Origin of the sequence: Streptomyces spinoverrucosus (genome assembly GCF_006539505.1) — a bacterium.
GTDB lineage: Bacteria > Actinomycetota > Actinomycetes > Streptomycetales > Streptomycetaceae > Streptomyces > Streptomyces spinoverrucosus.
In genome coordinates, this window is sequence record NZ_BJND01000017.1 from 156,875 (window position 1) to 176,963 (window position 20,089).

At 69.0% G+C, this 20,089-nt stretch carries 22 protein-coding genes and 4 tRNA genes; 21 read left to right on the forward strand and 5 right to left on the reverse strand.

Features of this window, described 5'->3' with window-relative positions:
• The 6 genes from SSP24_RS12455 (at position 1) to SSP24_RS12480 (ending at position 5,705) form a co-directional block, all read left to right on the forward strand.
• Positions 1 to 1,575, forward strand: a complete 1,575-nt coding sequence (locus SSP24_RS12455; RefSeq protein ID WP_141309584.1) for a complex I subunit 4 family protein — start codon at positions 1 to 3, stop codon at positions 1,573 to 1,575.
• Complete coding sequence (locus SSP24_RS12460; protein ID WP_141309585.1) at positions 1,572 to 3,095, forward strand: NADH-quinone oxidoreductase subunit N; 1,524 nt, start codon at positions 1,572 to 1,574, stop codon at positions 3,093 to 3,095. The genes SSP24_RS12455 and SSP24_RS12460 overlap by 4 nt, the downstream gene beginning before the upstream one ends.
• Before the next feature lie 210 nt (positions 3,096 to 3,305).
• Positions 3,306 to 4,169: a zinc metalloprotease HtpX gene (gene htpX / locus SSP24_RS12465; protein ID WP_141309586.1), complete on the forward strand. Its 864-nt coding sequence runs from the start codon at positions 3,306 to 3,308 to the stop codon at positions 4,167 to 4,169.
• Positions 4,166 to 4,561, forward strand: coding sequence for a YccF domain-containing protein (locus SSP24_RS12470; RefSeq protein ID WP_141309587.1), 396 nt, complete (start codon positions 4,166 to 4,168; stop codon positions 4,559 to 4,561). The genes htpX and SSP24_RS12470 overlap by 4 nt, the downstream gene beginning before the upstream one ends.
• Positions 4,562 to 4,648: 87 nt before the next feature.
• Positions 4,649 to 5,215 carry an SMI1/KNR4 family protein gene (locus tag SSP24_RS12475; protein WP_141309588.1) on the forward strand — a complete coding sequence of 189 codons (567 nt, stop codon included), beginning with the start codon at positions 4,649 to 4,651 and terminating at the stop codon, positions 5,213 to 5,215.
• A 223-nt stretch (positions 5,216 to 5,438) separates the two neighbouring features.
• Positions 5,439 to 5,705, forward strand: coding sequence for a GlsB/YeaQ/YmgE family stress response membrane protein (locus SSP24_RS12480; protein ID WP_141309589.1), 267 nt, complete (start codon positions 5,439 to 5,441; stop codon positions 5,703 to 5,705).
• Between the two features lie 108 nt (positions 5,706 to 5,813).
• Here SSP24_RS12480 and SSP24_RS12485 read toward each other — a convergent pair whose 3' ends face one another.
• Positions 5,814 to 6,302, reverse strand: coding sequence for a YajQ family cyclic di-GMP-binding protein (locus tag SSP24_RS12485; RefSeq protein WP_141309590.1), 489 nt, complete (start codon positions 6,300 to 6,302; stop codon positions 5,814 to 5,816).
• A 223-nt stretch (positions 6,303 to 6,525) separates the two neighbouring features.
• Between SSP24_RS12485 and SSP24_RS12490 the strand changes: the two genes are divergently transcribed.
• A tRNA-Tyr gene (locus SSP24_RS12490) sits at positions 6,526 to 6,607 on the forward strand.
• Between the two features lie 65 nt (positions 6,608 to 6,672).
• Here the strand turns inward: SSP24_RS12490 and SSP24_RS12495 are convergent.
• Together SSP24_RS12495 and SSP24_RS12500 are read right to left on the reverse strand one after the other, a co-directional pair.
• The gene (locus SSP24_RS12495; protein ID WP_141309591.1) at positions 6,673 to 7,329 is read right to left on the reverse strand and encodes an SDR family oxidoreductase; all 657 of its coding nucleotides are present in this window, start codon (positions 7,327 to 7,329) and stop codon (positions 6,673 to 6,675) included.
• 117 nt (positions 7,330 to 7,446) lie between these two features.
• Positions 7,447 to 8,760, reverse strand: a complete 1,314-nt coding sequence (locus SSP24_RS12500) for an amidohydrolase family protein (protein WP_141309592.1) — start codon at positions 8,758 to 8,760, stop codon at positions 7,447 to 7,449.
• A gap of 268 nt (positions 8,761 to 9,028) precedes the next feature.
• Here SSP24_RS12500 and SSP24_RS12505 point away from each other — a divergent pair.
• The 6 genes from SSP24_RS12505 (at position 9,029) to SSP24_RS12530 (ending at position 11,661) form a co-directional block, all read left to right on the forward strand.
• Positions 9,029 to 9,101, forward strand: a tRNA-Thr gene (locus SSP24_RS12505).
• 34 nt (positions 9,102 to 9,135) lie between these two features.
• Positions 9,136 to 9,208: transfer RNA gene (locus SSP24_RS12510), tRNA-Met, on the forward strand.
• A gap of 89 nt (positions 9,209 to 9,297) precedes the next feature.
• Positions 9,298 to 9,462 (forward strand): 50S ribosomal protein L33, encoded by a 165-nt coding sequence (gene rpmG / locus SSP24_RS12515; RefSeq protein ID WP_003948671.1) that lies wholly within the window; start codon positions 9,298 to 9,300, stop codon positions 9,460 to 9,462.
• A 141-nt stretch (positions 9,463 to 9,603) separates the two neighbouring features.
• Positions 9,604 to 10,056: a MaoC family dehydratase N-terminal domain-containing protein gene (locus tag SSP24_RS12520; RefSeq protein ID WP_141309593.1), complete on the forward strand. Its 453-nt coding sequence runs from the start codon at positions 9,604 to 9,606 to the stop codon at positions 10,054 to 10,056.
• 4 nt (positions 10,057 to 10,060) lie between these two features.
• Positions 10,061 to 10,489: a MaoC family dehydratase gene (locus SSP24_RS12525; protein ID WP_141309594.1), complete on the forward strand. Its 429-nt coding sequence runs from the start codon at positions 10,061 to 10,063 to the stop codon at positions 10,487 to 10,489.
• A 116-nt stretch (positions 10,490 to 10,605) separates the two neighbouring features.
• The gene (locus SSP24_RS12530) at positions 10,606 to 11,661 is read left to right on the forward strand and encodes a UDP-N-acetylmuramate dehydrogenase (protein WP_141309595.1); all 1,056 of its coding nucleotides are present in this window, start codon (positions 10,606 to 10,608) and stop codon (positions 11,659 to 11,661) included.
• A 25-nt stretch (positions 11,662 to 11,686) separates the two neighbouring features.
• Here SSP24_RS12530 and SSP24_RS12535 read toward each other — a convergent pair whose 3' ends face one another.
• Together SSP24_RS12535 and SSP24_RS12540 are read right to left on the reverse strand one after the other, a co-directional pair.
• Complete coding sequence (locus tag SSP24_RS12535; protein WP_141309596.1) at positions 11,687 to 12,739, reverse strand: adenosine deaminase; 1,053 nt, start codon at positions 12,737 to 12,739, stop codon at positions 11,687 to 11,689.
• Between the two features lie 146 nt (positions 12,740 to 12,885).
• A complete protein-coding gene (locus SSP24_RS12540; RefSeq protein WP_141309597.1) occupies positions 12,886 to 14,112 on the reverse strand; it encodes a pyridoxal phosphate-dependent aminotransferase in 1,227 nt (408 codons plus the stop codon).
• Between the two features lie 294 nt (positions 14,113 to 14,406).
• Between SSP24_RS12540 and SSP24_RS12545 the strand changes: the two genes are divergently transcribed.
• From SSP24_RS12545 to rplL, 8 genes are all read left to right on the forward strand, one after another.
• Positions 14,407 to 14,479, forward strand: a tRNA-Trp gene (locus SSP24_RS12545).
• 105 nt (positions 14,480 to 14,584) lie between these two features.
• Positions 14,585 to 14,872, forward strand: a complete 288-nt coding sequence (gene secE, locus SSP24_RS12550) for a preprotein translocase subunit SecE (RefSeq protein ID WP_141309598.1) — start codon at positions 14,585 to 14,587, stop codon at positions 14,870 to 14,872.
• Positions 14,873 to 14,949: 77 nt separating this feature from the next.
• Complete coding sequence (gene nusG, locus SSP24_RS12555) at positions 14,950 to 15,759, forward strand: transcription termination/antitermination protein NusG (RefSeq protein ID WP_141309599.1); 810 nt, start codon at positions 14,950 to 14,952, stop codon at positions 15,757 to 15,759.
• Between the two features lie 169 nt (positions 15,760 to 15,928).
• Complete coding sequence (gene rplK / locus SSP24_RS12560) at positions 15,929 to 16,363, forward strand: 50S ribosomal protein L11 (RefSeq protein WP_004927359.1); 435 nt, start codon at positions 15,929 to 15,931, stop codon at positions 16,361 to 16,363.
• A gap of 77 nt (positions 16,364 to 16,440) precedes the next feature.
• Positions 16,441 to 17,166, forward strand: coding sequence for a 50S ribosomal protein L1 (gene rplA / locus SSP24_RS12565; protein ID WP_129799294.1), 726 nt, complete (start codon positions 16,441 to 16,443; stop codon positions 17,164 to 17,166).
• A 147-nt stretch (positions 17,167 to 17,313) separates the two neighbouring features.
• On the forward strand, positions 17,314 to 18,243 hold the full coding sequence (locus SSP24_RS12570) for an SCO4651 family lipoprotein (protein ID WP_141309600.1): 930 nt from the start codon (positions 17,314 to 17,316) through the stop codon (positions 18,241 to 18,243).
• Positions 18,244 to 18,572: 329 nt separating this feature from the next.
• Positions 18,573 to 19,103 carry a 50S ribosomal protein L10 gene (rplJ, locus tag SSP24_RS12575; RefSeq protein WP_053762845.1) on the forward strand — a complete coding sequence of 177 codons (531 nt, stop codon included), beginning with the start codon at positions 18,573 to 18,575 and terminating at the stop codon, positions 19,101 to 19,103.
• Between the two features lie 108 nt (positions 19,104 to 19,211).
• Positions 19,212 to 19,601, forward strand: a complete 390-nt coding sequence (gene rplL / locus SSP24_RS12580) for a 50S ribosomal protein L7/L12 (RefSeq protein WP_141309601.1) — start codon at positions 19,212 to 19,214, stop codon at positions 19,599 to 19,601.
• Positions 19,602 to 20,089 lie beyond the last annotated feature (488 nt).

Consider the following 20,089-nt stretch of genomic DNA (forward strand, 5'->3'; position numbering starts at 1 on the left):
GTGATCGATATCAATGAGTCCGTGATGCAGTTCCTTCTCGCGTTCGTCGTCGTCGGCCCGCTCCTCGGTGCCGTCGCCGCTCTCCTGCCTGCCCCGCCCGGGCTGAAGGGGAAGTCGCCCGAGCAGGCCGTGCTGCGGCACGGCGTGACCGTGACCGGCGCGGTCCTCATCGCCGCGATCGTCCTGGCGCTCGGCTTCGACCACGACCAGCCGTCGAAGATGCAGGCCAGCACGGACATCAGCTGGATCCCCGCACTCGATGTGCGCATCCACCTCGGCATCGACGGCATTTCCCTCCCCCTTGTCGTCCTGACCGCGCTGCTGACCTTCCTCTGCGCGCTCTACTCGTACTTCAAGATGCCCGCGGGCCCGACCCCGAAGGCCTTCGTCGCACTGCTGCTCGTCCTGGAGTCCGGCACTCTCGCCACCTTCGCCGTCCTCGACCTGCTGCTGTTCTTCCTCGCCTTCGAGATGGTCCTGATTCCGATGTACTTCCTCATCGCCCGCTGGGGCGGCGAGGGGCGGACGCAGGCCGCCTGGAAGTTCATCCTCTACACGCTGCTCGGTTCCGTGGTCATGCTGCTCGGCCTGCTCCTGATCGGAATCACGGCGGGCACATTCGACATGGTGGCACTCGCCACTGACAACGGCCGGTCGCTGACCACATCCGTGCAGGTCATCGCGGTTCTGGCGGTCGGGATCGGGCTCGCGGTCAAGACGCCGATGTGGCCGCTGCACAGCTGGCTGCCGGACGCCCACACCGCCGCGCCGACCGTCGGCTCGGTCCTGCTGGCCGGCGTACTGCTGAAGATGGGTACGTACGGGTTCGTGCGGATTCTGCTGCCGGTCGCACCGGACGGATTCCGTACCTTCGCCCCGTATCTCGCGGCGTTCGCCGTCGTCGGGATCATCTATGGATCGCTGGCCTGCCTCGCCCTCGCCAAGCAGGGTGCGAAGGGCGACCTCAAGCGCCTCATCGCCTACTCCTCCGTCGGCCACATGGGCTTCGTCCTGCTCGGTATCGCCACCATGACCCCGACCGGCGTGAACGGCGCCCTGTTCGCCAACATCGCCCACGGCCTCATCACCGGCCTGCTGTTCTTCCTGGTCGGCGCGCTGAAGGACCGTACCGGCACCACCGACCTCGACGCCCTCGCGGACAAGACCGGCGCCGCGCTGTACGGCAAGGCCCCGCGCTTCGGCGGCCTGCTCGCCTTCGGCGCCGTCGCCTCCCTCGGCCTGCCGGGCCTCGCCGGGTTCTGGGGCGAGATGCTGGCGCTCTTCGGCGCATTCCAGCCCGCCGCCGGCCTCAGCCGCCCGGCCTTCCTCACCTTCATGGCGATCGCCGCGTTCGGCACCCTGCTCACCGCCGCCTACCTGCTCGTCGTGGTCCGCAGGGTCTGCATGGGCGTCGTACCGCAGGAGGCGCCCAAGCTCGCCGACGTGCACACGTACGAGTACGCGGCGTGGACCCCGCTGGTCGCCCTCACCGTCGTCGCCGGACTCTGGCCGAAGGCCCTCCTCGGCCTGACCGACCCGGCCGTGCAGCAGCTCCTCGCAGGAGGCACCCGATGAGCTCCCTGGCCCAGTCGCCGGTCGAATCCCTGGTCCAGTCCGTCGACTGGCTCGCCATCGCGCCGCCCACCATCGCGGCCGTGGTCGCCCTCGCCGTCCTGGTCGCCGACCTGTACGTCGGCGACCACAAGAAGGCGCTCCTCGGGTGGGTGTCCGTGGCCGGCCTCGCCGTGTCCACGCTGATGCTGCTTCCGCTCCTGGACGGCGACCGCTCCACCTTCTGCCTCACAGGCGACGCCGACGTGTGCAGCTATACGGCGGACCGGTTCACCCTCGTCATCCAGTTCCTGGTCCTCGGCGGCGCCCTCCTGGCAGCCCTGCTGTCCGTCACGGCCCTCAAGGACGCCCGCAGAGGACTCCCCGAAGGGGAGTTCTGGTTCCTGCTGCTCTCCTCAGCGGCCGGCGCCGCCCTCCTGCCGGCCTCCCGCGACCTCGCGACGCTGATCGTCGCCCTGGAGGTCGCCTCCCTGCCCGCGTTCGCCCTGGTCGGCATCCGGCACGGCGACAAGAGGTCCTCCGAGGCGGCCCTGAAGTTCTTCCTGTCGTCGGTCACCGCGACCGCCGTCAGCCTCATGGGCATCAGCTTCGTGTACGCCGCCACCGGCACCCTCTACCTGACCCAGATCGCCGAACGCATCCAGGACGTCGACGGACAGCTGCACACCCTCGCCCAGACCGGCGTCGTCCTCACCCTCATCGGCTTCGCCTTCAAGACGGCCGCCGTGCCCTTCCACTTCTGGGTGCCCGACACCTATGTGGGCGCCCCGCTGCCGGTCGCGGCCTATCTGTCGGTGGTCGGCAAGGCGGTCGGCTTCTCCGGGCTGATCCTCGTCACGGTCATCGCCTTCCCGTCGTACGCCGACGTCTGGGGCCCGGCGCTCGCCGCCCTGGCCGCCCTCACCATGACCGTCGGCAACGTCGGCGCCCTCCGACAGCAGGGCACGCGCGCGTACAGCGCGGTACGCCTGCTCGCCTGGTCGTCCGTCGGCCAGGCCGGCTACCTCCTGGTGCCGATCGCCGCCGCCGCGTACTCCGACGACGCCGAGCACTCGATCGGCTCCACGGTCGCCTACGCGCTCATGTACGGCGCCGTGAACCTGGGCGCCTTCGCCGTGGCCGCACTGGTGGGCCGTACGAGGACCCTCAACCGCGTCAGCGACTACCGCGGCCTGTACGCCACAAACCCCGTGACTGCGCTGCTGCTGGCCTTCTTCCTGCTCTGCCTGGCCGGGCTGCCGCCGGGCATCATCGGCCTGTTCGCCAAGGTCACCGTCTTCTCCGCGGCTGTCGACGCGGGCCTCGGCTGGCTGGCCGTGGTGATGGCCGTCAACGTGGTGATCGCGCTGTTCTACTACCTCCAATGGACGGCCCTGCTGTTCCGCGCCCCCGAGGGAGAGCCCGCCAGGCACCTCGTCCCGGCGCCCCTCACGGCCGCGATCGCCCTGACCGCCGTCCTCGGCATCGGCCTGTCCGGAGCGCCCCAGCTGGTCCTGCGCTTCGCGGACACCGGGCTCTTCTAAGGCACTCGCCGGACAGAGGCCCTCACCTGGACGGCCGGGCGCCTTCACCCGGACGGCCGACGTGGGCCGCCGCAGGCACAAGGGAACTAGTGGCCTTCGCCTCGCGTTGTCCACATCGTGAGGGTCCACTGGACGTGTCACCACGGCACCAGCGGGACCGAAGATCAACAAGCAAAGGGTTCCCCTGCTGCACCACTTGGAGGGCGTACCGTGCACCGCCGGCACAACGGGCTCAGGACCGCAGTACTCCTCGGGGGACTGTCCGCACTCATCATCCTCATCGGCAGCTTCTTCGGCCGTGCCGGGCTCGTCGTCGCCGTCCTGATCGCGCTCGGCACGAACGCGTACGCCTACTGGAACAGCGACAAGCTGGCCCTGCGCGCGATGCGGGCCCGCCCGGTGAGCGAGTTCGAGGCCCCCGCGCTGTACCGCATGGTCCGCGACCTCTCCACGCAGGCCCGCCAGCCCATGCCCCGCCTTTACATCTCCCCGACCGAGGCGCCGAACGCCTTCGCCACCGGCCGCAATCCGCGCAACGCCGCCGTGTGCTGCACCGAGGGCATCCTGCGCATCCTGAACGAGCGCGAGCTGCGCGGCGTCATCGGCCACGAGCTGAGCCACGTCTACAACCGCGACATCCTCATCTCGTCGGTCGCCGGCGCCCTCGCCTCCGTGATCATGTTCCTGGTCAACTTCGCCTGGCTGATCCCGATCGGCCGCTCAGATGACGACGACGGCCCCGGCATCCTCGGCATGCTGCTGATCATGATCCTCGGTCCTCTCGCGGCCACCCTCATCCAGCTGGCCATCAGCCGCTCCCGCGAGTACGAGGCCGACGCCTCCGGCGCCCAGCTCACCGGCGACCCGCTCGCCCTGGCCAGCGCGCTGCGCAAGCTGGAGGCCGGCACCAAGCAACTTCCGCTGCCCCCCGAACCCCGGATCGAGACCGCGAGCCACATGATGATCGCGAACCCGTTCCGCCCGGGCCAGGGACTGGCCAAGATGTTCTCCACGCACCCGCCCATGGCCGAGCGCATCGCTCGCCTCGAACAGATGGCAGGTCGTCGCCCGTGAAGACAATCCTGAACGTCATATGGCTCGTCCTGAGCGGCTTCTGGCTGTTTCTCGGCTATCTGCTGGCGGGCGTGCTGCTGTGCATCACCATCATCGGCATCCCGTTCGGCATCGCCGCGTTCCGCATCGGCGTCTACGCCCTGTGGCCCTTCGGCTACACGACGGTCGAACGCCGCGACGCCGGAGCCCCCTCCTGCGTCGGCAATGTCCTGTGGCTGATCCTCGCGGGCTGGTGGCTGGCCCTCGCCCACATCGCCACCGGCATCGCGCTGTGCGTCACGATCATCGGCATCCCGCTCGGCATCGCCAACTTCAAGCTCATCCCGGTCTCGCTGCTGCCCTTCGGTCGCGAAATCGTCTCCACGGACAGGCCGTTCGCGGCGGGTTGGTGACGCACGCCCCGAGTTCCGCGTTTTCCACAGGCTCGGGGTTATCCACAGGCCGGCCCGATTGTCAGTGCCGCCCTGCATGATGAACCCATGACCGAGATCGAGCAGTTGCTGGCACGGGTGGAGGGCAAGGCCCGTAACACCCGCCCGTGGGGCTGGACTTCGCTACCCGAGCCCGTGGACGCCGCCACGGTGGCCCGCGCCGAGGCCGCGCTCGGCTTCCGTCTGCCGCCACTGCTCGCCGAGCTGTATCTGCGGATAGGGGACGGCGGATTCGGCCCGGAGTACGGACTGCTGCCGCTGCTCGACAGCCCACCCGCCGACGAGCCCGCCGCCGTCGTGCAGTACCTCGCCCATCGCGAGAGCGGCCGCCAGGACCCCGAGTGGCCCTGGCCGGACGGGGTGCTGCCGATATCCCACTGGGGCTGTGCGATGTACGCCTGCGTGGACTGCCTCGACCCGCAGGCCCCCGTCCTGCTCTTCGAACCGAACGCCGACGAAGCCGACCACGCCTGGTACGTGGACGCCCCCAGCCTCACGGCCTGGCTGCGCGCCTGGGTGGACGGCACGGGCTGGTACGAAGAGACGAACGAAGGGATGGACCTGGCGCCCTGGTCCGACTTCCGCATACGCACGACCCCGACGCCGGCCTCGTAGCCGGATCGGCCCAGCCGACTCACCGGCGGTGTGTCATCCGCCGCACCTACTGGGCGGTGCAACCGCCCGGTGCTGCCGTGCCGTCCTCGGCAGTGACAAGAGCACGCTCATCGGGCCAGGCATGGCACCTGGGCGAAGCAGGGCGCTCCGTCCGGGGCCGGACATCGCCAAGATCACAGTCCCTGGACAGTGCAGACCCAGCGCGGAAGGGCAGGTTCACGGCATGAGCATCATCGCTTGGATCATCCTGGGACTGTTGGCCGGAGCCATCGCCAAGTTTCTGCTGCCGGGCCGCGACCCGGGCGGACTCATCGGCACGACAGTGATCGGCGTCGCGGGCGCGTTCATCGGAGGCTGGATATCGGCCCGCTGGCTGGACCACCCGATCACCAAGGACTTCTATGACGGCGCCACCTGGGCGGCGGCGATCGGCGGCTCGCTGGTCCTGCTGATCGCGTACCGCCTCCTGTTCGGCAACTCGCGCGACTGAGCGCGAAGCACGGCACGCAGGGACTCCGCGTCGGGCCGAGAAGGGCGGGCCACCGGGTAGCCGAGTAGCCGGGTGCCCACCCTTCCTCGGACGCACGCGGCGTCAGGGTTACCGGTAGTTCACGAACTGCAGCGCGAAGTCGAAGTCCTTGCCCTTCAGCAGGGAGATCACGGCCTGGAGGTCGTCGCGGCTCTTGGAGGTGACGCGCAGCTCGTCGCCCTGGACCTGGGCCTTGATGCCCTTGGGGCCCTCGTCGCGGATGATCTTCGCCACCTTCTTCGCGTTCTCCTGGGAGATGCCCTCCTGGATCGACGCGAAGATCTTGTACTCCTTGCCCGAGAGCTGGGGCTCGCCCGCGTCCAGGGCCTTCAGCGAGATGCCACGCTTGATCAGCTTGGACTGGAAGACGTCGAGGACGGCCTTCACGCGGTCCTCGGAGTTCGCCTCCATCAGGATCTTGTCACCGGACCACGAGATCGAGGCGCCCACGCCCTTGAAGTCGTAGCGCTGCGAGATCTCCTTGGCGGCCTGGTTGAGGGCGTTGTCGACCTCCTGCCGCTCGACCTTCGAGACGATGTCGAAACTGGAGTCGGCCATGTGCTGTGGCTCCTTGTATCGGGGTGCGAATCGGTTGCGTAGCGGCGTACGCGGGCGGCGGCCGGGCCCCGCTCGGACCGGGACCGCATCCGGACAAGCCTAGCCACCCCCTGTCCCCCGAGCGCCGATCAATCGGGTGGCGAAGCACCCCTCCGTATCGGGTATTGTTTACGTCGTTGCCAGCGAGCACCGCCGAAAGGCGGTTCGAGCGGCAGCAAACCCCGGCGGTGTGCCCGAGCGGCCAAAGGGAGCAGACTGTAAATCTGCCGGCTCAGCCTTCCCAGGTTCGAATCCTGGCGCCGCCACTTTGAAGAAGACCCCCTCCAGGTCTGCGGAAACGCAGCATGCAGGGGGTTTCTTCATGTTTGCCTCAGTTCCCGGCCACCGACTTCACGGCCACCGACACCGGTGTCGATCCGCTGATCAGTTCCAGGGTCAGACCGGCGGTCGCCGGGGTGTCGAGCAGCTCGGCCAGTACGGCGGCCACGTCGTCGCGCGGGATCGGGCCGCGTCCGGTGTGCGCCTCCAGGCGGACCAGGCCGGTGCCGGCGTCGTCCGTCAGCGCGCCGGGGCGCAGGATCGTCCAGTCCAGCGCGTCCTGGCGGGTGACATGCGCGTCGGCCTCACCCTTGGCGCGCAGATAGACGTCGAAGACGTCGTCGCCCTGGTGGTTCGGGTCGGCGCCCATTGAGGAGACGACCAGGAAGCGGCGTACGCCCGCGCGGACCGCCGCGTCCGCGAACAGCACCGCCGCGCCCTTGTCCACCGTGGCCTTGCGTGCCGCCCCGCTGCCCGGACCGGCACCGGCCGCGAACACCGCCGCGTCGGCGCCCTGCAGATGCGCCGCGACCTGCTCGACCGTGGCCGACTCCAGGTCCAGCAGGACCGGTTCGGCGCCCGCCTCCCGCAGATCGTCGCCCTGTTCGGCACGGCGGATGATGCCCGCCACCTCAAAACCACGCGCGGAGAGCAGGCGCTCCAGCCGCAGCGCGATCTGTCCATGACCTCCAGCGATGACAATGCGCATGCTTCCGACCGTACGCCCGAACGGCCGCATTCGCCCCATGAGATGGGTGGGGTTTCAGCCCTATGAGATGGGTGTGGTCTCAGACCCATGAGATGGGTGTGGTCTCAGGCGGGTGCCCTACGACAACTCCCCCCGCCCCTGCCGAGGCAACCCCAGTTCCGCCGCCGCGGCCGAGTTGCAGTACTCCCGTACCGCGCTCGTCCGTGCCACCACGCGCCCCCGGTGCACCACGATCCGGCTGTACGCCAGTGACAGGGCGCCCGCCAGCCGGTCCCCGCGTACGGCCAGCAGCTCGGCCGGGAAGCCCGCCTCCACCCGTACCTCGGGGAGGCCCAGGGCGGCGCGGGCCGAGGTGCTCACGGCGTCGTAGGCGTCCTCGGGGCGCAGGCCGTGGTGGGAGGCCAGGAGGTACGCGGCCTCCAGGGGGTCGCCGCGGCCCACCGGGTTCGAGGTGTCCCGGAGAGCGCCGCTGCCGGCGGCGACGCGTACGCCGGCGGAGCGCAGCAGTCGTACCGGCGCCGTGCCGCGCCGCTCGGCGCCCGCGCAGCCGCCCTGCGGCAGGCACACCACGGACACCCCCGCCGCCGCCAGCCGGTCGGCGGTGCGGGACGCCACGTCGGCGGGCAGGTCGCCCAAACCGCCGCAGGGGCCGATCGTCACCCCGGGGCGCATCCCGCCCGCCATCGCGGCGAGGCGGGCGAGGCGGGCCGGGTCGGTCGCGTCGGTGTGCAGGTCGACGGGGCAGCCGTGTTCGGAGGCGACCTCCAGGACGGCCTCCACATAGCCCGTCGGATCGGGATCGAGATCCGGACAGCCGCCCACCACGGAGGCACCCATCTTCACCGAGTCCCGCAGCATGGCGAGCCCGTCCGCCCCGGCCACCCCGGTCAGCACCCGCGGCATCGCCACCGCAGTCAGCTCCGCGAGCCCCCGCAACGACCGCCGCGCCCGCAGTACGGCGGTCAGCGCGCCCAGCCCCTTTACGTCCCCCACGCGCACGTGCGCCCGCAGCGCGGTCGCCCCGTGCCCGAGTTGCAGCAGCGTGGCCTCGGTGGCCCGGCGTTGGACGTCCTGGGCGTCGTACGAGACAGGGCCATCGGCATCGGCGGACAGCGCAGTGTCGGCGTGGGCGTGGACTTCGGCGGGGGCCGGCAGCAGGAGATAGCCGCTGAGATCCACCCGGCCGCCACCTCCGCCATTACCACCACCGCCACCGCCCCCGCCGCCACTACCCCCGCCACCGTCACCACGAGATCCGCCCAGGCTGCCGGCCGTACCCACCGCCTCGATCCGCCCGCCGCCCAGCCGGACGTCCACGGTCCGGCCGTCGGTCAGACGTGCGCCGCACAGCAGCAGGCCGACCGCGTCGCTCTGTCCCGAGCCCGACGAGGACGACGACGAACGGGGTGGCTGCGGCCGGCTGTCGGGCATCGCGCTCCAGGGCTCGGGATCAGGGGCAGAGATCAGGGGCAGGAATCAGGGGCAGTGACAGGGGCAGCACTCATGACGTACTCATGACGCGCCGCCGCGTCACGGACGCAAGATCACGCAGAGTGAGTCGAGCCTAGGACGGTGTTCGGTCCGTGGCGTGGAGGAGCGCAATAGTCGTACCGGTGTGGTCCGCCGATCGAGGGCGGGGCAGGGGCGGGGAAACGGATTTGGGTGAACGGCTGCCGAGCGTGTAATGTCTTCATCGCTCGCCCCAATAGCTCAGTCGGCAGAGCGTCTCCATGGTAAGGAGAAGGTCAACGGTTCGATTCCGTTTTGGGGCTCTGGTGCTAGCGCCGTTCGCGGCGTGTGCATCACAGCGGTGTAGCTCAGTCGGTAGAGCAAGCGGCTCATAATCGCTGTGTCACCGGTTCAAGTCCGGTCACCGCTACTGACAGTAGCCGATTGCGGGGTCGGTCCTTCGATCGGCTACTCTTTCTTGCGTTGACATAACCTACCCGTTCGTCAAGGAGCACTCACGTGGCTGCCACCGACGTCCGCCCGAAGATCACGCTGGCCTGCGTGGAGTGCAAGGAGCGGAACTACATCACCAAGAAGAACCGGCGTAACAACCCGGACCGTCTTGAGATGAAGAAGCACTGCCCGCGTTGCAACGCGCACACCGCGCACCGCGAGACGCGCTGACGCAGGCTCGTACATCTTCGTACGGCTCGTACACGAGGCCGCCCCCACAGTTCAGGGGGGCGGCCTCGTGGTCTTTTCGGTCACCTACGGTTGACCCGGCACGGTGGGTCGACCAGAGCAGAAACCAGGAGGTACCGAGCCATGGCGCTCGACCAGTCCTTCGTGGGGCGGAGCTACCCGCCCACCGACCCCTACGAGGTGGGCCGGGAGAAGATCCGTGAGTTCGCGGAGGCGGTAGGGGACGCCAACCCGGCCTACACGGACCCGGAAGCCGCCAAGGCCCTCGGCTACCCCGATGTGATCGCCCCGCCCACCTTCGTGTTCGCCATCACCTTCAAGGCGGCGCGGCAGGTCGTCGACGACCCGCAGCTCGGCCTGGACTACAGCCGCGTCGTGCACGGCGACCAGAAGTTCGCCTACAGCCGCCCGGTGGGCGCCGGTGACCGGCTCACGGTCACCTCGACCATCGAGACCATCAAGTCCATGGCCGGGAACGACATCCTGGACGTCCGCGGCGAGGTGCACGACGAGGCCGGGGAGCACGTCGTGACCGCCTGGACCAAGCTGGTGGCCCGCGCGGCCGAGGAGGCGTGAGCAGATGACGGCCAAGATCGCGTACGCCGACGTCGAGGTCGGCACCGAACTGCCCGCCCAGACCTTCCCCGTGACCCGTGCCACGCTCGTCCAGTACGCGGGCGCCTCCGGGGACTTCAATCCGATCCACTGGAACGAGAAGTTCGCCAAGGAGGTGGGCCTGCCGGACGTCATCGCGCACGGCATGTTCACCATGGCCGAGGCGATCCGCGTGGTCACCGACTGGGCCGGGGACCCGGGCGCGGTCGTCGAGTACGGCGTCCGCTTCACCAAGCCCGTCGTGGTCCCGAACGACGACCAGGGGGCCACGATCGAGGTCAGCGGCAAGGTGGCCGCCAAGCTCGACGACAACACCGTCCGCGTGGACCTCACGGCGACGAGCGCCGGACAGAAGGTCCTGGGCATGTCCCGGGCGGTTGTCCGGCTGGCCTGAGCTGTGCGGGTAGGTAAGGGGCGTTCGCCAGTGCGGGCGCCCCTTACCGATGCCGCGACTGCGCACACGCGCGTGCGCCACAGAGCCTGTCAGTGCCGTCTCGTACTCTTGGGCCCGTGCAGGTACTCCACGACGCTCCCCTCGCCCCGTTGACCACGTTCCGGCTGGGCGGTCCCGCGACCCGGCTGGTGACCGCGACGACCGACGCCGAGGTCGTCGACGTCGTGCGGGAGGCCGATGCCGCCGGGACGCCGTTGCTGGTCATCGGCGGTGGTTCGAACCTGGTCATCGGCGACAAGGGGTTCGACGGAACCGCCCTGCGCATCGCCACCCGCGGTGTCGAGCTGGTCGGTACGCGGCTGGAGCTGGCCGCCGGTGAGGTGTGGACGGACGCCGTCGTGCGCACCGTGGAGGCCGGGCTCGCCGGTGTCGAATGCCTGGCCGGGATTCCCGGGTCGGCGGGAGCGACGCCGATCCAGAACGTGGGGGCGTACGGCCAGGAGGTCTCCTCCACCATCACCGAGGTGATCGCCTACGACCGCACGGCGGGCCAGACGGTCACCCTGACGAACGCCGAGTGCGGTTTCTCGTACCGCCACAGCCGCTTCAAGGCCGACCCCGAGCGGTACGTCGTCCTGCGCGTCCGCTTCGAGCTGGAGGACGTGGGCGGGCTGTCGGGGCCCATCCGGTACGCCGAGACGGCCCGCGCGCTCGGGGTCGAACCCGGCGACCGGGTCCCGCTCGGCGACGCCCGTGACACCGTCCTGAAGCTGCGCGCCGGGAAGGGCATGGTGCTCGACCCCGAGGACCACGACACCTGGTCCGCCGGGTCCTTCTTCACCAACCCGATCCTCACGGACGCCCAGTTCGCCGCGTTCCACGCGCGCGTGCGGGAGCGGCTCGGCGAGGGCGTGGAGCCGCCGGCGTACCCGGCCGGGGACGGGCACACCAAGACCTCCGCCGCCTGGCTGATCGACAAGGCCGGATTCAGCAAGGGGTACGGCACCGGGCCCGCCAGGATCTCCACCAAGCACACCCTCGCCCTCACCAACCGCGGCGAGGCGACCACGGAGGACCTGCTGGCGCTGGCCCGCGAGGTCGTCGCCGGGGTGCGTGAGGCGTTCGGGATCACCCTGGTCAACGAGCCGGTGACGGTGGGCGTCAGCCTCTAGGTGGTGGTCGGCCTCTAGGCGGTGGTCAGCCTCTGACGGCAGCAGGCTCGCTGGTCAGCCAGGCGTCCACCCCCGCCAGCAGCCCCGCCTTGGTCTCCTCCGGCGCCGCCGACGCCCGTACCGACTGGCGCGCCAGCTCGGCCAGTTCCGCGTCCGTGAAGGCGTGGTGCTCGCGGGCGATCTCGTACTGGGCCGCCAGACGGGAGCCGAACAGCAGCGGGTCGTCCGCGCCCAGGGCCATCGGGACGCCGGCCTCGAAGAGCGTGCGCAGCGGCACGTCCTCGGGCTTCTCGTAGACACCGAGGGCCACATTCGACGCCGGGCACACCTCGCAGGTGACGCCCCGGTCGGCCAGGCGCTTGAGCAGGCGCGGGTCCTCCGCCGCGCGCACGCCGTGGCCCACCCGGTCGGCGTGCAGGTCGTCCAGGCAGTCGCGGACCGAGGCTGGACCGGTCAGTTCGCCGCCGTGCGGGGCGGACAGCAGGCCGCCCTCGCGGGCGATGGCGAAGGCGCGGTCGAAGTCGCGGGCCATGCCGCGCCGCTCGTCGTTGGAGAGGCCGAAGCCGACCACGCCGCGGTCGGCGTACCGGGTGGCCAGACGGGCCAGTGTGCGCGCGTCCAGCGGGTGCTTCATACGGTTCGCGGCGACCAGGACGCGCATCCCGAGCCCGGTCTCCCGCACCGCCGAGTCCACCGCGTCCAGGATGATCTCCAGCGCCGGGATCAGACCGCCCAGGCGCGGCGCGTACGACGTCGGGTCGACCTGGATCTCCAGCCAGCCCGAGCCGTCCCTCAGGTCCTCCTCGGCCGCCTCCCGCACCAGCCGCTGAATGTCCTCCGGCTGCCTCAGGCACGAGCGCGCGGCGTCGTACAGCCGCTGGAAGCGGAACCAGCCCCGTTCGTCCGTCGCCCGCAGTCTCGGCGGCTCCCCGCTGACCATGGCCTCGGTCAGCGCGTCGGGCAGCCGTACGCCGTACTTGTCGGCCAGCTCCAGCAGGGTGCCCGGCCGCATCGAGCCGGTGAAGTGCAGGTGCAGATGGGCCTTCGGGAGGTCGGAGACATCACGTACACGTTCCATTCGAGGATCCTGCCGTACGGCCTGCTCGTCCCGGTAGCGCTTTCCCCGTTCGTGGTCTTGCTCGTACGAATAAGCGGAACGGGCCGCCTCCCCGCAGGGAAACGGCCCGTACACGCGCGCGTGCTCCACGACGACGTCGTGGAACGTCAGTCGCGCGCCTCCGCCAGCAGCTTCTGGATACGGCTCACGCCCTCGACGAGGTCCTCGTCGCCCAGGGCGTACGACAGCCGCAGATAGCCCGGCGTACCGAAGGCCTCGCCCGGGACGACCGCGACCTCGACCTCCTCCAGGATCAGCGCGGCCAGCTCGACCGTGTTCTGCGGGCGCTTGCCGCGGATCTCCTTGCCGAGCAGGGCCTTCACCGACGGGTACGCGTAGAAGGCGCCCTCGGGCTCGGGGCAGACCACGCCGTCGATGTCGTTGAGCATCCGCACGATCGTGCGGCGGCGGCGGTCGAAGGCCTCGCGCATCGTCGCCACGGCGTCCAGGTCGCCGGAGACGGCGGCCAGCGCGGCCATCTGGGCGACGTTCGAGACGTTCGACGTGGCGTGCGACTGGAGGTTCGTCGCGGCCTTCACGACGTCCTTCGGACCGATGATCCAGCCCACCCGCCAGCCGGTCATGGCGTACGTCTTCGCGACGCCGTTGACCACGATGCACTTGTCGCGCAGCTCCGGCAGGACGGCCGGCATCGACACGGCCGAGGCCTTGCCGTAGACCAGGTGCTCGTAGATCTCGTCGGTGAGCACCCACAGGCCGTGCTCGACGGCCCAGCGGCCGATGGCCTCCGTCTCGGCCTCGGAGTAGACCGCGCCGGTCGGGTTGGACGGGGAGACGAACAGGACGACCTTGGTCCGCTCCGTGCGGGCGGCCTCCAGCTGCTCCACGCTGACCCGGTAGCCGGTCGTCTCGTCGGCGACGACCTCGACCGGGACACCGCCGGCCAGGCGGATCGACTCGGGGTACGTCGTCCAGTACGGGGCCGGGACGATGACCTCGTCGCCCGGGTCGAGGATGGCGGCGAAGGCCTCGTAGATGGCCTGCTTGCCGCCGTTGGTGACCAGGATCTGGGACGCGTCGACCTCGTAACCGGAGTCGCGCAGCGTCTTCACGGCGATCGCGGCCTTCAGCTCGGGCAGGCCGCCGGCCGGGGTGTAGCGGTGGTACTTGGGGTTCTTGCAGGCCTCGATCGCGGCCTCGACGATGTAGTCCGGAGTCGGGAAGTCGGGCTCGCCGGCGCCGAATCCGATCACCGGACGCCCGGCGGCCTTCAGGGCCTTGGCCTTGGCGTCCACGGCGAGGGTGGCGGACTCGGAGATCGCGCCGATGCGGGCCGAGACCCGGCGCTCGGTGGGTGGGGTTGCAGCGCTCATGGGGCCATGGTTTCAGACATGAAACCGGCCCGGCACACGGGTTTCACGGACTGAACAGCTCACGGCAAACCGTTGAACAACAGTCCGGATACCTCGGATGGCCTGGGTGATCTTCGGCCGGTCCGTGGCCGAGAAGGCGGCGATCTGCCTGGAGCGCAGGCCCCAGGGGCCCTTTCTGTTCGACGACCGGCTCAGGACCACGTACACTCTCACCTCGTTGGCCTTCATCGAGCCCGCACTTAACCGGTGCACACCGAGCACCCGGTTGGATGCGGTACGTTGGGGGACACACAAAGGGTCGTAGCTCAATTGGTAGAGCACCGGTCTCCAAAACCGGCGGTTGGGGGTTCAAGTCCCTCCGGCCCTGCTACACACACCGCCAGGATGTGTGCGCAGGTACGTACAGCAACGCACCGCCGTGCGGCTCAGACCGGGCGCGGCACGGCCACGACCCGGGATCAGGTGAGGACGAATGACGGACGCCGTGGGCTCCATCGACACGCCTGATGCTCAGGACGAGGCGTCGGAGTCCCAGAAGAAGACCCGCAAGGGCGGCAAGCGTGCCAAGAAGGGCCCGCTGAAGCGTCTTGCCCTCTTCTACCGGCAGATCGTCGCGGAGCTCCGCAAGGTCGTCTGGCCTACGCGTACGCAGCTGACGCGATACACGACCGTCGTGATCATCTTTGTCGTCGTCATGATCGGACTGGTGACCGTGATTGACTATGGGCTCGACCACGCCGCCAAGTACGTCTTCGGCTGAGCCAAGAGCGAAGGGCGCCGGGACCCGGCGCCCCTTTCGCGTGTTCCACCCCCATGATCCAGGAAGAAGCAGCCACCGTGTCTGACCCGAACGTGAACGACGCCATCGAGCCGGTCGAGTCCGTGGAAGACGAGCTCGACATCGTCGAGGGTGCGGACGAGGACCTGGACGAGGCCGAGGCTGCCGACGCCGCCGCGGGTGAGCCCGCGGAGGAAGCCGCCGTGCACGTCGAAGAGGAGCCCGCGGAGGAGGCCGAGCCCGAGGCCGAGCTCGACCCCGTCGAGAAGCTCCGTGAGGAACTGCGGACCCTGCCCGGCGAGTGGTACGTGATCCACACCTACGCCGGTTACGAGAACCGCGTGAAGACCAACCTGGAGCAGCGCGCCGTCTCGCTGAACGTCGAGGACTACATCTTCCAGGCCGAGGTGCCGCAGGAAGAAGTCGTCCAGATCAAGAACGGCGACCGCAAGACCATCAAGCAGAACAAGCTCCCGGGCTACGTCCTGGTCCGCATGGACCTGACGAACGAGTCCTGGGGCGTCGTCCGCAACACCCCCGGCGTCACCGGCTTCGTCGGCAACGCCTACGACCCGTACCCGCTGACCCTGGACGAGATCGTCAAGATGCTCGCCCCGGAGGCGGAGGAGAAGGCCGCCCGCGAGGCCGCCGAGGCCGAGGGCAAGCCGGCGCCGCAGCGCAAGGTCGAGGTCCAGGTGCTGGACTTCGAGGTGGGCGACTCGGTCACCGTCACCGACGGCCCGTTCGCCACGCTGCAGGCGACGATCAACGAGATCAACCCGGACTCCAAGAAGGTCAAGGGCCTGGTGGAGATCTTCGGCCGGGAGACGCCGGTCGAGCTGTCGTTCGACCAGATCCAGAAGAACTAGCGCCTTCTGGACGTACCGCTTCCGAGCAGGTCAGGCGGACGCTCGCACGTCCGCCTGACCTGCTCGGTTTTTGGCCGCGCATCTATACCCGTTATCGTTGTGCGGTATGCCTTCTGCTGAGACGCGACTCGGCGGAGGGTAGACCCGAATCGAAAGGACCCGGAGAGCTATGCCTCCCAAGAAGAAGAAGGTCACGGGGCTCATCAAGCTCCAGATCCAGGCCGGTGCCGCCAACCCGGCCCCGCCGGTCGGCCCCGCGCTGGGTCAGCACGGCGTCAACATCATGGAGTTCTGCAAGGCCTACAACGCCGCGACCGAGTCGCAGCGTGGCTGGGTCATCCCGGTGGAGATCACGGTCTACGAGGACCGCTCCTTCACCTTCGTGACCAAGACCCCGCCGGCCGCCAAGATGATCCTCAAGGCCGCGGGCGTGGAGAAGGGCTCCGGCGAGCCGCACAAGACCAAGGTCGCGAAGATCACCCGCGACCAGGTCCGCGAGATCGCCACCACCAAGATGCCCGACCTCAACGCCAACGACCTGGACGCCGCCGAGAAGATCATCGCCGGCACCGCCCGTTCCATGGGCGTCACGGTCGAGGGCTGAGCCCCAACCTCCCAGAGCAGTAGTGGCAGGGCCGGCTCGGCCCGGACCACGACTCCTAAGAATCCCCAGGAGCAGTAGTGAGCAAGCGCAGCAAGTCTCTCCGCGCTGCGGACGCCAAGGTCGACCGGGAAAAGCTGTACGCCCCGCTCGAGGCCGTCCGTCTCGCCAAGGAGACCTCCACGACCAAGTTCGACGGCACCGTCGAGGTCGCCTTCCGTCTGGGTGTCGACCCGCGCAAGGCCGACCAGATGGTCCGTGGCACCGTGAACCTTCCGCACGGCACCGGTAAGACCGCCCGGGTCCTGGTCTTCGCGACCGGCGACCGTGCCGAGGCCGCGCGTGCCGCGGGCGCCGACATCGTCGGCGCCGACGAACTGATCGACGAGGTGTCGAAGGGGCGTCTGGACTTCGACGCCGTCGTCGCCACCCCGGACCTCATGGGCAAGGTCGGCCGCCTCGGCCGCGTCCTCGGCCCGCGTGGTCTGATGCCGAACCCGAAGACCGGCACCGTGACCCCGGACGTGGCCAAGGCCGTGACCGAGATCAAGGGCGGCAAGATCGAGTTCCGCGTCGACAAGCACTCGAACCTGCACTTCATCATCGGCAAGGCGTCCTTCGACGACACCAAGCTGGTGGAGAACTACGGCGCCGCGCTGGAGGAGATCCTCCGTCTGAAGCCGTCCGCCGCCAAGGGTCGCTACATCAAGAAGGCCGCCATCACCACCACGATGGGCCCCGGCATCCCGGTCGACCCGAACCGCACCCGCAACCTCCTCGTCGAGGAGGACCCGGCCGCGGTCTGAGCCCTCATGGCTCGCTGAAGTCGGTCACGGGCCCCGCATCCCTTCCAGGGTGCGGGGCCCGTCCCCGTTTCCGGCCGTCGCTGGGTTAAGCTCACAGCGCTTTCTTGTATTCGACAACGTGTTCCTTGTGTTCCTTGGGGGGAATCGATGGGGCTTTCCATACGCACGCGGGGTGGGGCGACGCTCGCCGGGACAGCGGCTCTCGTACTGGCCGGCGGGGCCGTCGGCTGCGGCGCTGGGAAGGGCGACGGCGCGTCCGGTTCTGAGCGGACCGTTCAGCAGGTTCTGACCGTCGCCTACGAGAAGACCGCCGAGGCCAAGTCCGCCAAGGTCGAGATGACCATGTCGATGCCGGCCGCGATGGACGGCGGCGGCGAGGCGACCATGACCGGCGTGATGGGCTGGGACCCGACCGTCATGGACGTGACCATGAAGGGCTCCATGCTCGCCACCGAGGGCGGCCCGGAGCAGGTCCGCATGATCTGGCGTGACAACGTCATGTACATGGACATGGGTGCCGAGTCCGCCAAGGACATGGACGGCAAGCGCTGGATGAAGCTGGACCTCGCGGCCGCCGCCAAGGCCTCCGGGGACGAGGCGGTCACCAAGCAGATGACCTCCGGCCTGGAGAACATGAACCAGAACCCGGCCGAGCAGCTCGCCATGCTCCTGGAGTCGCCCAACCTCAAGCACGTCGGCAGCGAGAAGATCGACGGCGCCGAGACCGAGCACTACAAGGGCACGCTCACCGTCAAGGAGATGATGGCGAGCAACAAGAACCTGGAGGTCCTCGAGCCGAAGGACCGCGAGAAGCTCCTGGAGAACATCGAGAAGTCGGGCATCAAGGGCTACGACACCGAGGTCTGGGTCAACGAGGACGACCTGCCGGTCCGGATGGACGTCGGCATGGAGACCCCGCAGGGCAACGTCGACATGAGCATGAAGTTCTCCGACTACGGCGCCAAGGCCGAGGTCGAGGTGCCGCCGGCCGGCGAGACCTTCGACCTCTTCGAGATGCTGAAGGACCTGGAGGGGATGGCCGGCGACGAGAGCAGCTTGGACGGCTCGGGCGTCTGAGCCGTACCCCCCCGCCGTCCCTGGCCTACGCCTGTCGACGGTCCACCTGACCGGATTTGCTTGACAGCGATCCGGTCAGGTACCTTCCTTCAGAAGCCAAAGACCGCTGGTCGTTGCCGCGCGCTCGTACGAGGGTGCGGTGGCCGAAGGATCCGCTGAACTGCGGACGACCCGCGCAGGTGACAGTGGAAGTGCTCCCGGAGTGCATGCGTCCACGCATGTACGGCCGGTCGAGTCCGCCCCGTGCGCCTGCGCCGGGGCGTTTCGTTTTCCCCAGTCCTCCTTCGGGTCCGCGCGGTCCGAATCACCCGGAAGGAGGCCGAGGCTCTATGGCGAGGCCCGACAAGGCTGCCGCGGTTGCCGAGCTGACGGACAAGTTCCGCAGCTCCAACGCCGCCGTGCTGACCGAGTACCGCGGTCTCACCGTGGCGCAGCTCAAGACGCTGCGTCGTTCGCTCGGTGAGAACGCCCAGTACGCCGTGGTGAAGAACACGCTGACCAAGATTGCGGCCAACGAGGCCGGGATCACGCTGGACGACCAGCTCTTCGCTGGTCCGACGGCCGTCGCCTTCGTCACCGGTGACCCGGTGGAGTCGGCGAAGGGTCTTCGTGACTTCGCCAAGGACAACCCGAACCTCATCATCAAGGGCGGTGTCCTTGACGGCAAGGCGCTGTCCGCCGATGAGATCAAGAAGCTTGCGGACCTCGAGTCCCGCGAGGTTCTGCTCAGCAAGCTGGCCGGTGCCTTCAAGGCGAAGCAGTCCCAGGCTGCCTCCGTCTTCCAGGCGCTGCCGTCGAAGCTCGTCCGCACCGTGGACGCGCTGCGCGCCAAGCAGGCCGAGCAGGGCGGTGCCGAGTAATTCGGCTCGCATCATGACCGCTGCCTGACGCAGGGGTCGTAGCGGGCCGAACGTACGCCCGCCAGTCATGTACATCCCGGCACCAGCCGATTTAGTGGAAGGAAAGCCATCGTGGCTCTCACCCAGGAAGAACTGCTCGCCGAGTTCGAGTCGATGACCCTGATCCAGCTCTCCGAGTTCGTGAAGGCGTTCGAGGAGAAGTTCGACGTCACCGCCGCCGCGGCCGCCCCGGTCGTCGTCGCCGGTGGTGCCGCCGGTGGCGCTGCCGCCGAGGCCGAGCCGGAGAAGGACGAGTTCGACGTCATCCTCACCGGCGCCGGTGACAAGAAGATCCAGGTCATCAAGGTCGTGCGCGAACTGACCTCCCTCGGCCTGAAGGAGGCCAAGGACCTGGTGGACGGCGCCCCGAAGCCCGTCCTGGAGAAGGTTGCCAAGGACGCCGCGGACAAGGCCAAGGAGGCCCTCGAGGGCGCCGGCGCCTCCGTCGAGGTCAAGTAAGACCGACCTCTCACGCGCGCTGAGTACAGCCCCGTAGGGCTGTAACGCGAACGCACCGAAGAGCGATCATCCATCCGGGTGGTCGCTCTTCGGCGTTCTTGGGGGTCCGGCGGCGGCTGCCTTGCACCCGCGGTCGCGAGGAGTAAGGTGATCTTCGTCGTGCCTCTCAGCACCCCGGGGGCAGGCTGCACGTGACGAGCGCAGCACCTCGGCTTGGGCAAGGGGGCCTTGACGAACTGCACGCAGCGCGCAATTCTCAGGACGCGTCGTCACAAGGATCCGAATCCGAGGCATGGATCGACGACGAAGAGGGCAGTATCAACGTGGCGTTGAGGGCGTGGCCTTGTCGCAGGGGTTGAGAACAACGAGGGCATCGAGGTTCTTCGAAAACCCGCACTGGACATCAGTGTGCCAAGTGGCTACACTGACCCTTTGCGCTGCCTGTTAGCTGTCCCCTGCCCGTCACCAGGGGCATGCCCTCGCTTGAG

What these genes read in the sequence shown, in the direction of transcription:
- SSP24_RS12460 (WP_141309585.1), top strand. Translation starts at nt 1,572, where the DNA reads ATGAGCTCCCTGGCCCAGTCGCCGGTCGAATCCCTGGTCCAGTCCGTC.
- SSP24_RS12475 (WP_141309588.1), top strand. Translation starts at nt 4,649, where the DNA reads ATGACCGAGATCGAGCAGTTGCTGGCACGGGTGGAGGGCAAGGCCCGT.
- SSP24_RS12480 (WP_141309589.1), top strand. Translation starts at nt 5,439, where the DNA reads ATGAGCATCATCGCTTGGATCATCCTGGGACTGTTGGCCGGAGCCATC.
- SSP24_RS12485 (WP_141309590.1), bottom strand. Translation starts at nt 6,302, where the DNA reads ATGGCCGACTCCAGTTTCGACATCGTCTCGAAGGTCGAGCGGCAGGAG.
- SSP24_RS12495 (WP_141309591.1), bottom strand. Translation starts at nt 7,329, where the DNA reads ATGCGCATTGTCATCGCTGGAGGTCATGGACAGATCGCGCTGCGGCTG.
- SSP24_RS12500 (WP_141309592.1), bottom strand. Translation starts at nt 8,760, where the DNA reads ATGCCCGACAGCCGGCCGCAGCCACCCCGTTCGTCGTCGTCCTCGTCG.
- SSP24_RS12520 (WP_141309593.1), top strand. Translation starts at nt 9,604, where the DNA reads ATGGCGCTCGACCAGTCCTTCGTGGGGCGGAGCTACCCGCCCACCGAC.
- SSP24_RS12525 (WP_141309594.1), top strand. Translation starts at nt 10,061, where the DNA reads ATGACGGCCAAGATCGCGTACGCCGACGTCGAGGTCGGCACCGAACTG.
- SSP24_RS12535 (WP_141309596.1), bottom strand. Translation starts at nt 12,739, where the DNA reads ATGGAACGTGTACGTGATGTCTCCGACCTCCCGAAGGCCCATCTGCAC.
- SSP24_RS12540 (WP_141309597.1), bottom strand. Translation starts at nt 14,112, where the DNA reads ATGAGCGCTGCAACCCCACCCACCGAGCGCCGGGTCTCGGCCCGCATC.
- secE (WP_141309598.1), top strand. Translation starts at nt 14,585, where the DNA reads ATGACGGACGCCGTGGGCTCCATCGACACGCCTGATGCTCAGGACGAG.
- rplK (WP_004927359.1), top strand. Translation starts at nt 15,929, where the DNA reads ATGCCTCCCAAGAAGAAGAAGGTCACGGGGCTCATCAAGCTCCAGATC.
- SSP24_RS12570 (WP_141309600.1), top strand. Translation starts at nt 17,314, where the DNA reads ATGGGGCTTTCCATACGCACGCGGGGTGGGGCGACGCTCGCCGGGACA.
- rplJ (WP_053762845.1), top strand. Translation starts at nt 18,573, where the DNA reads ATGGCGAGGCCCGACAAGGCTGCCGCGGTTGCCGAGCTGACGGACAAG.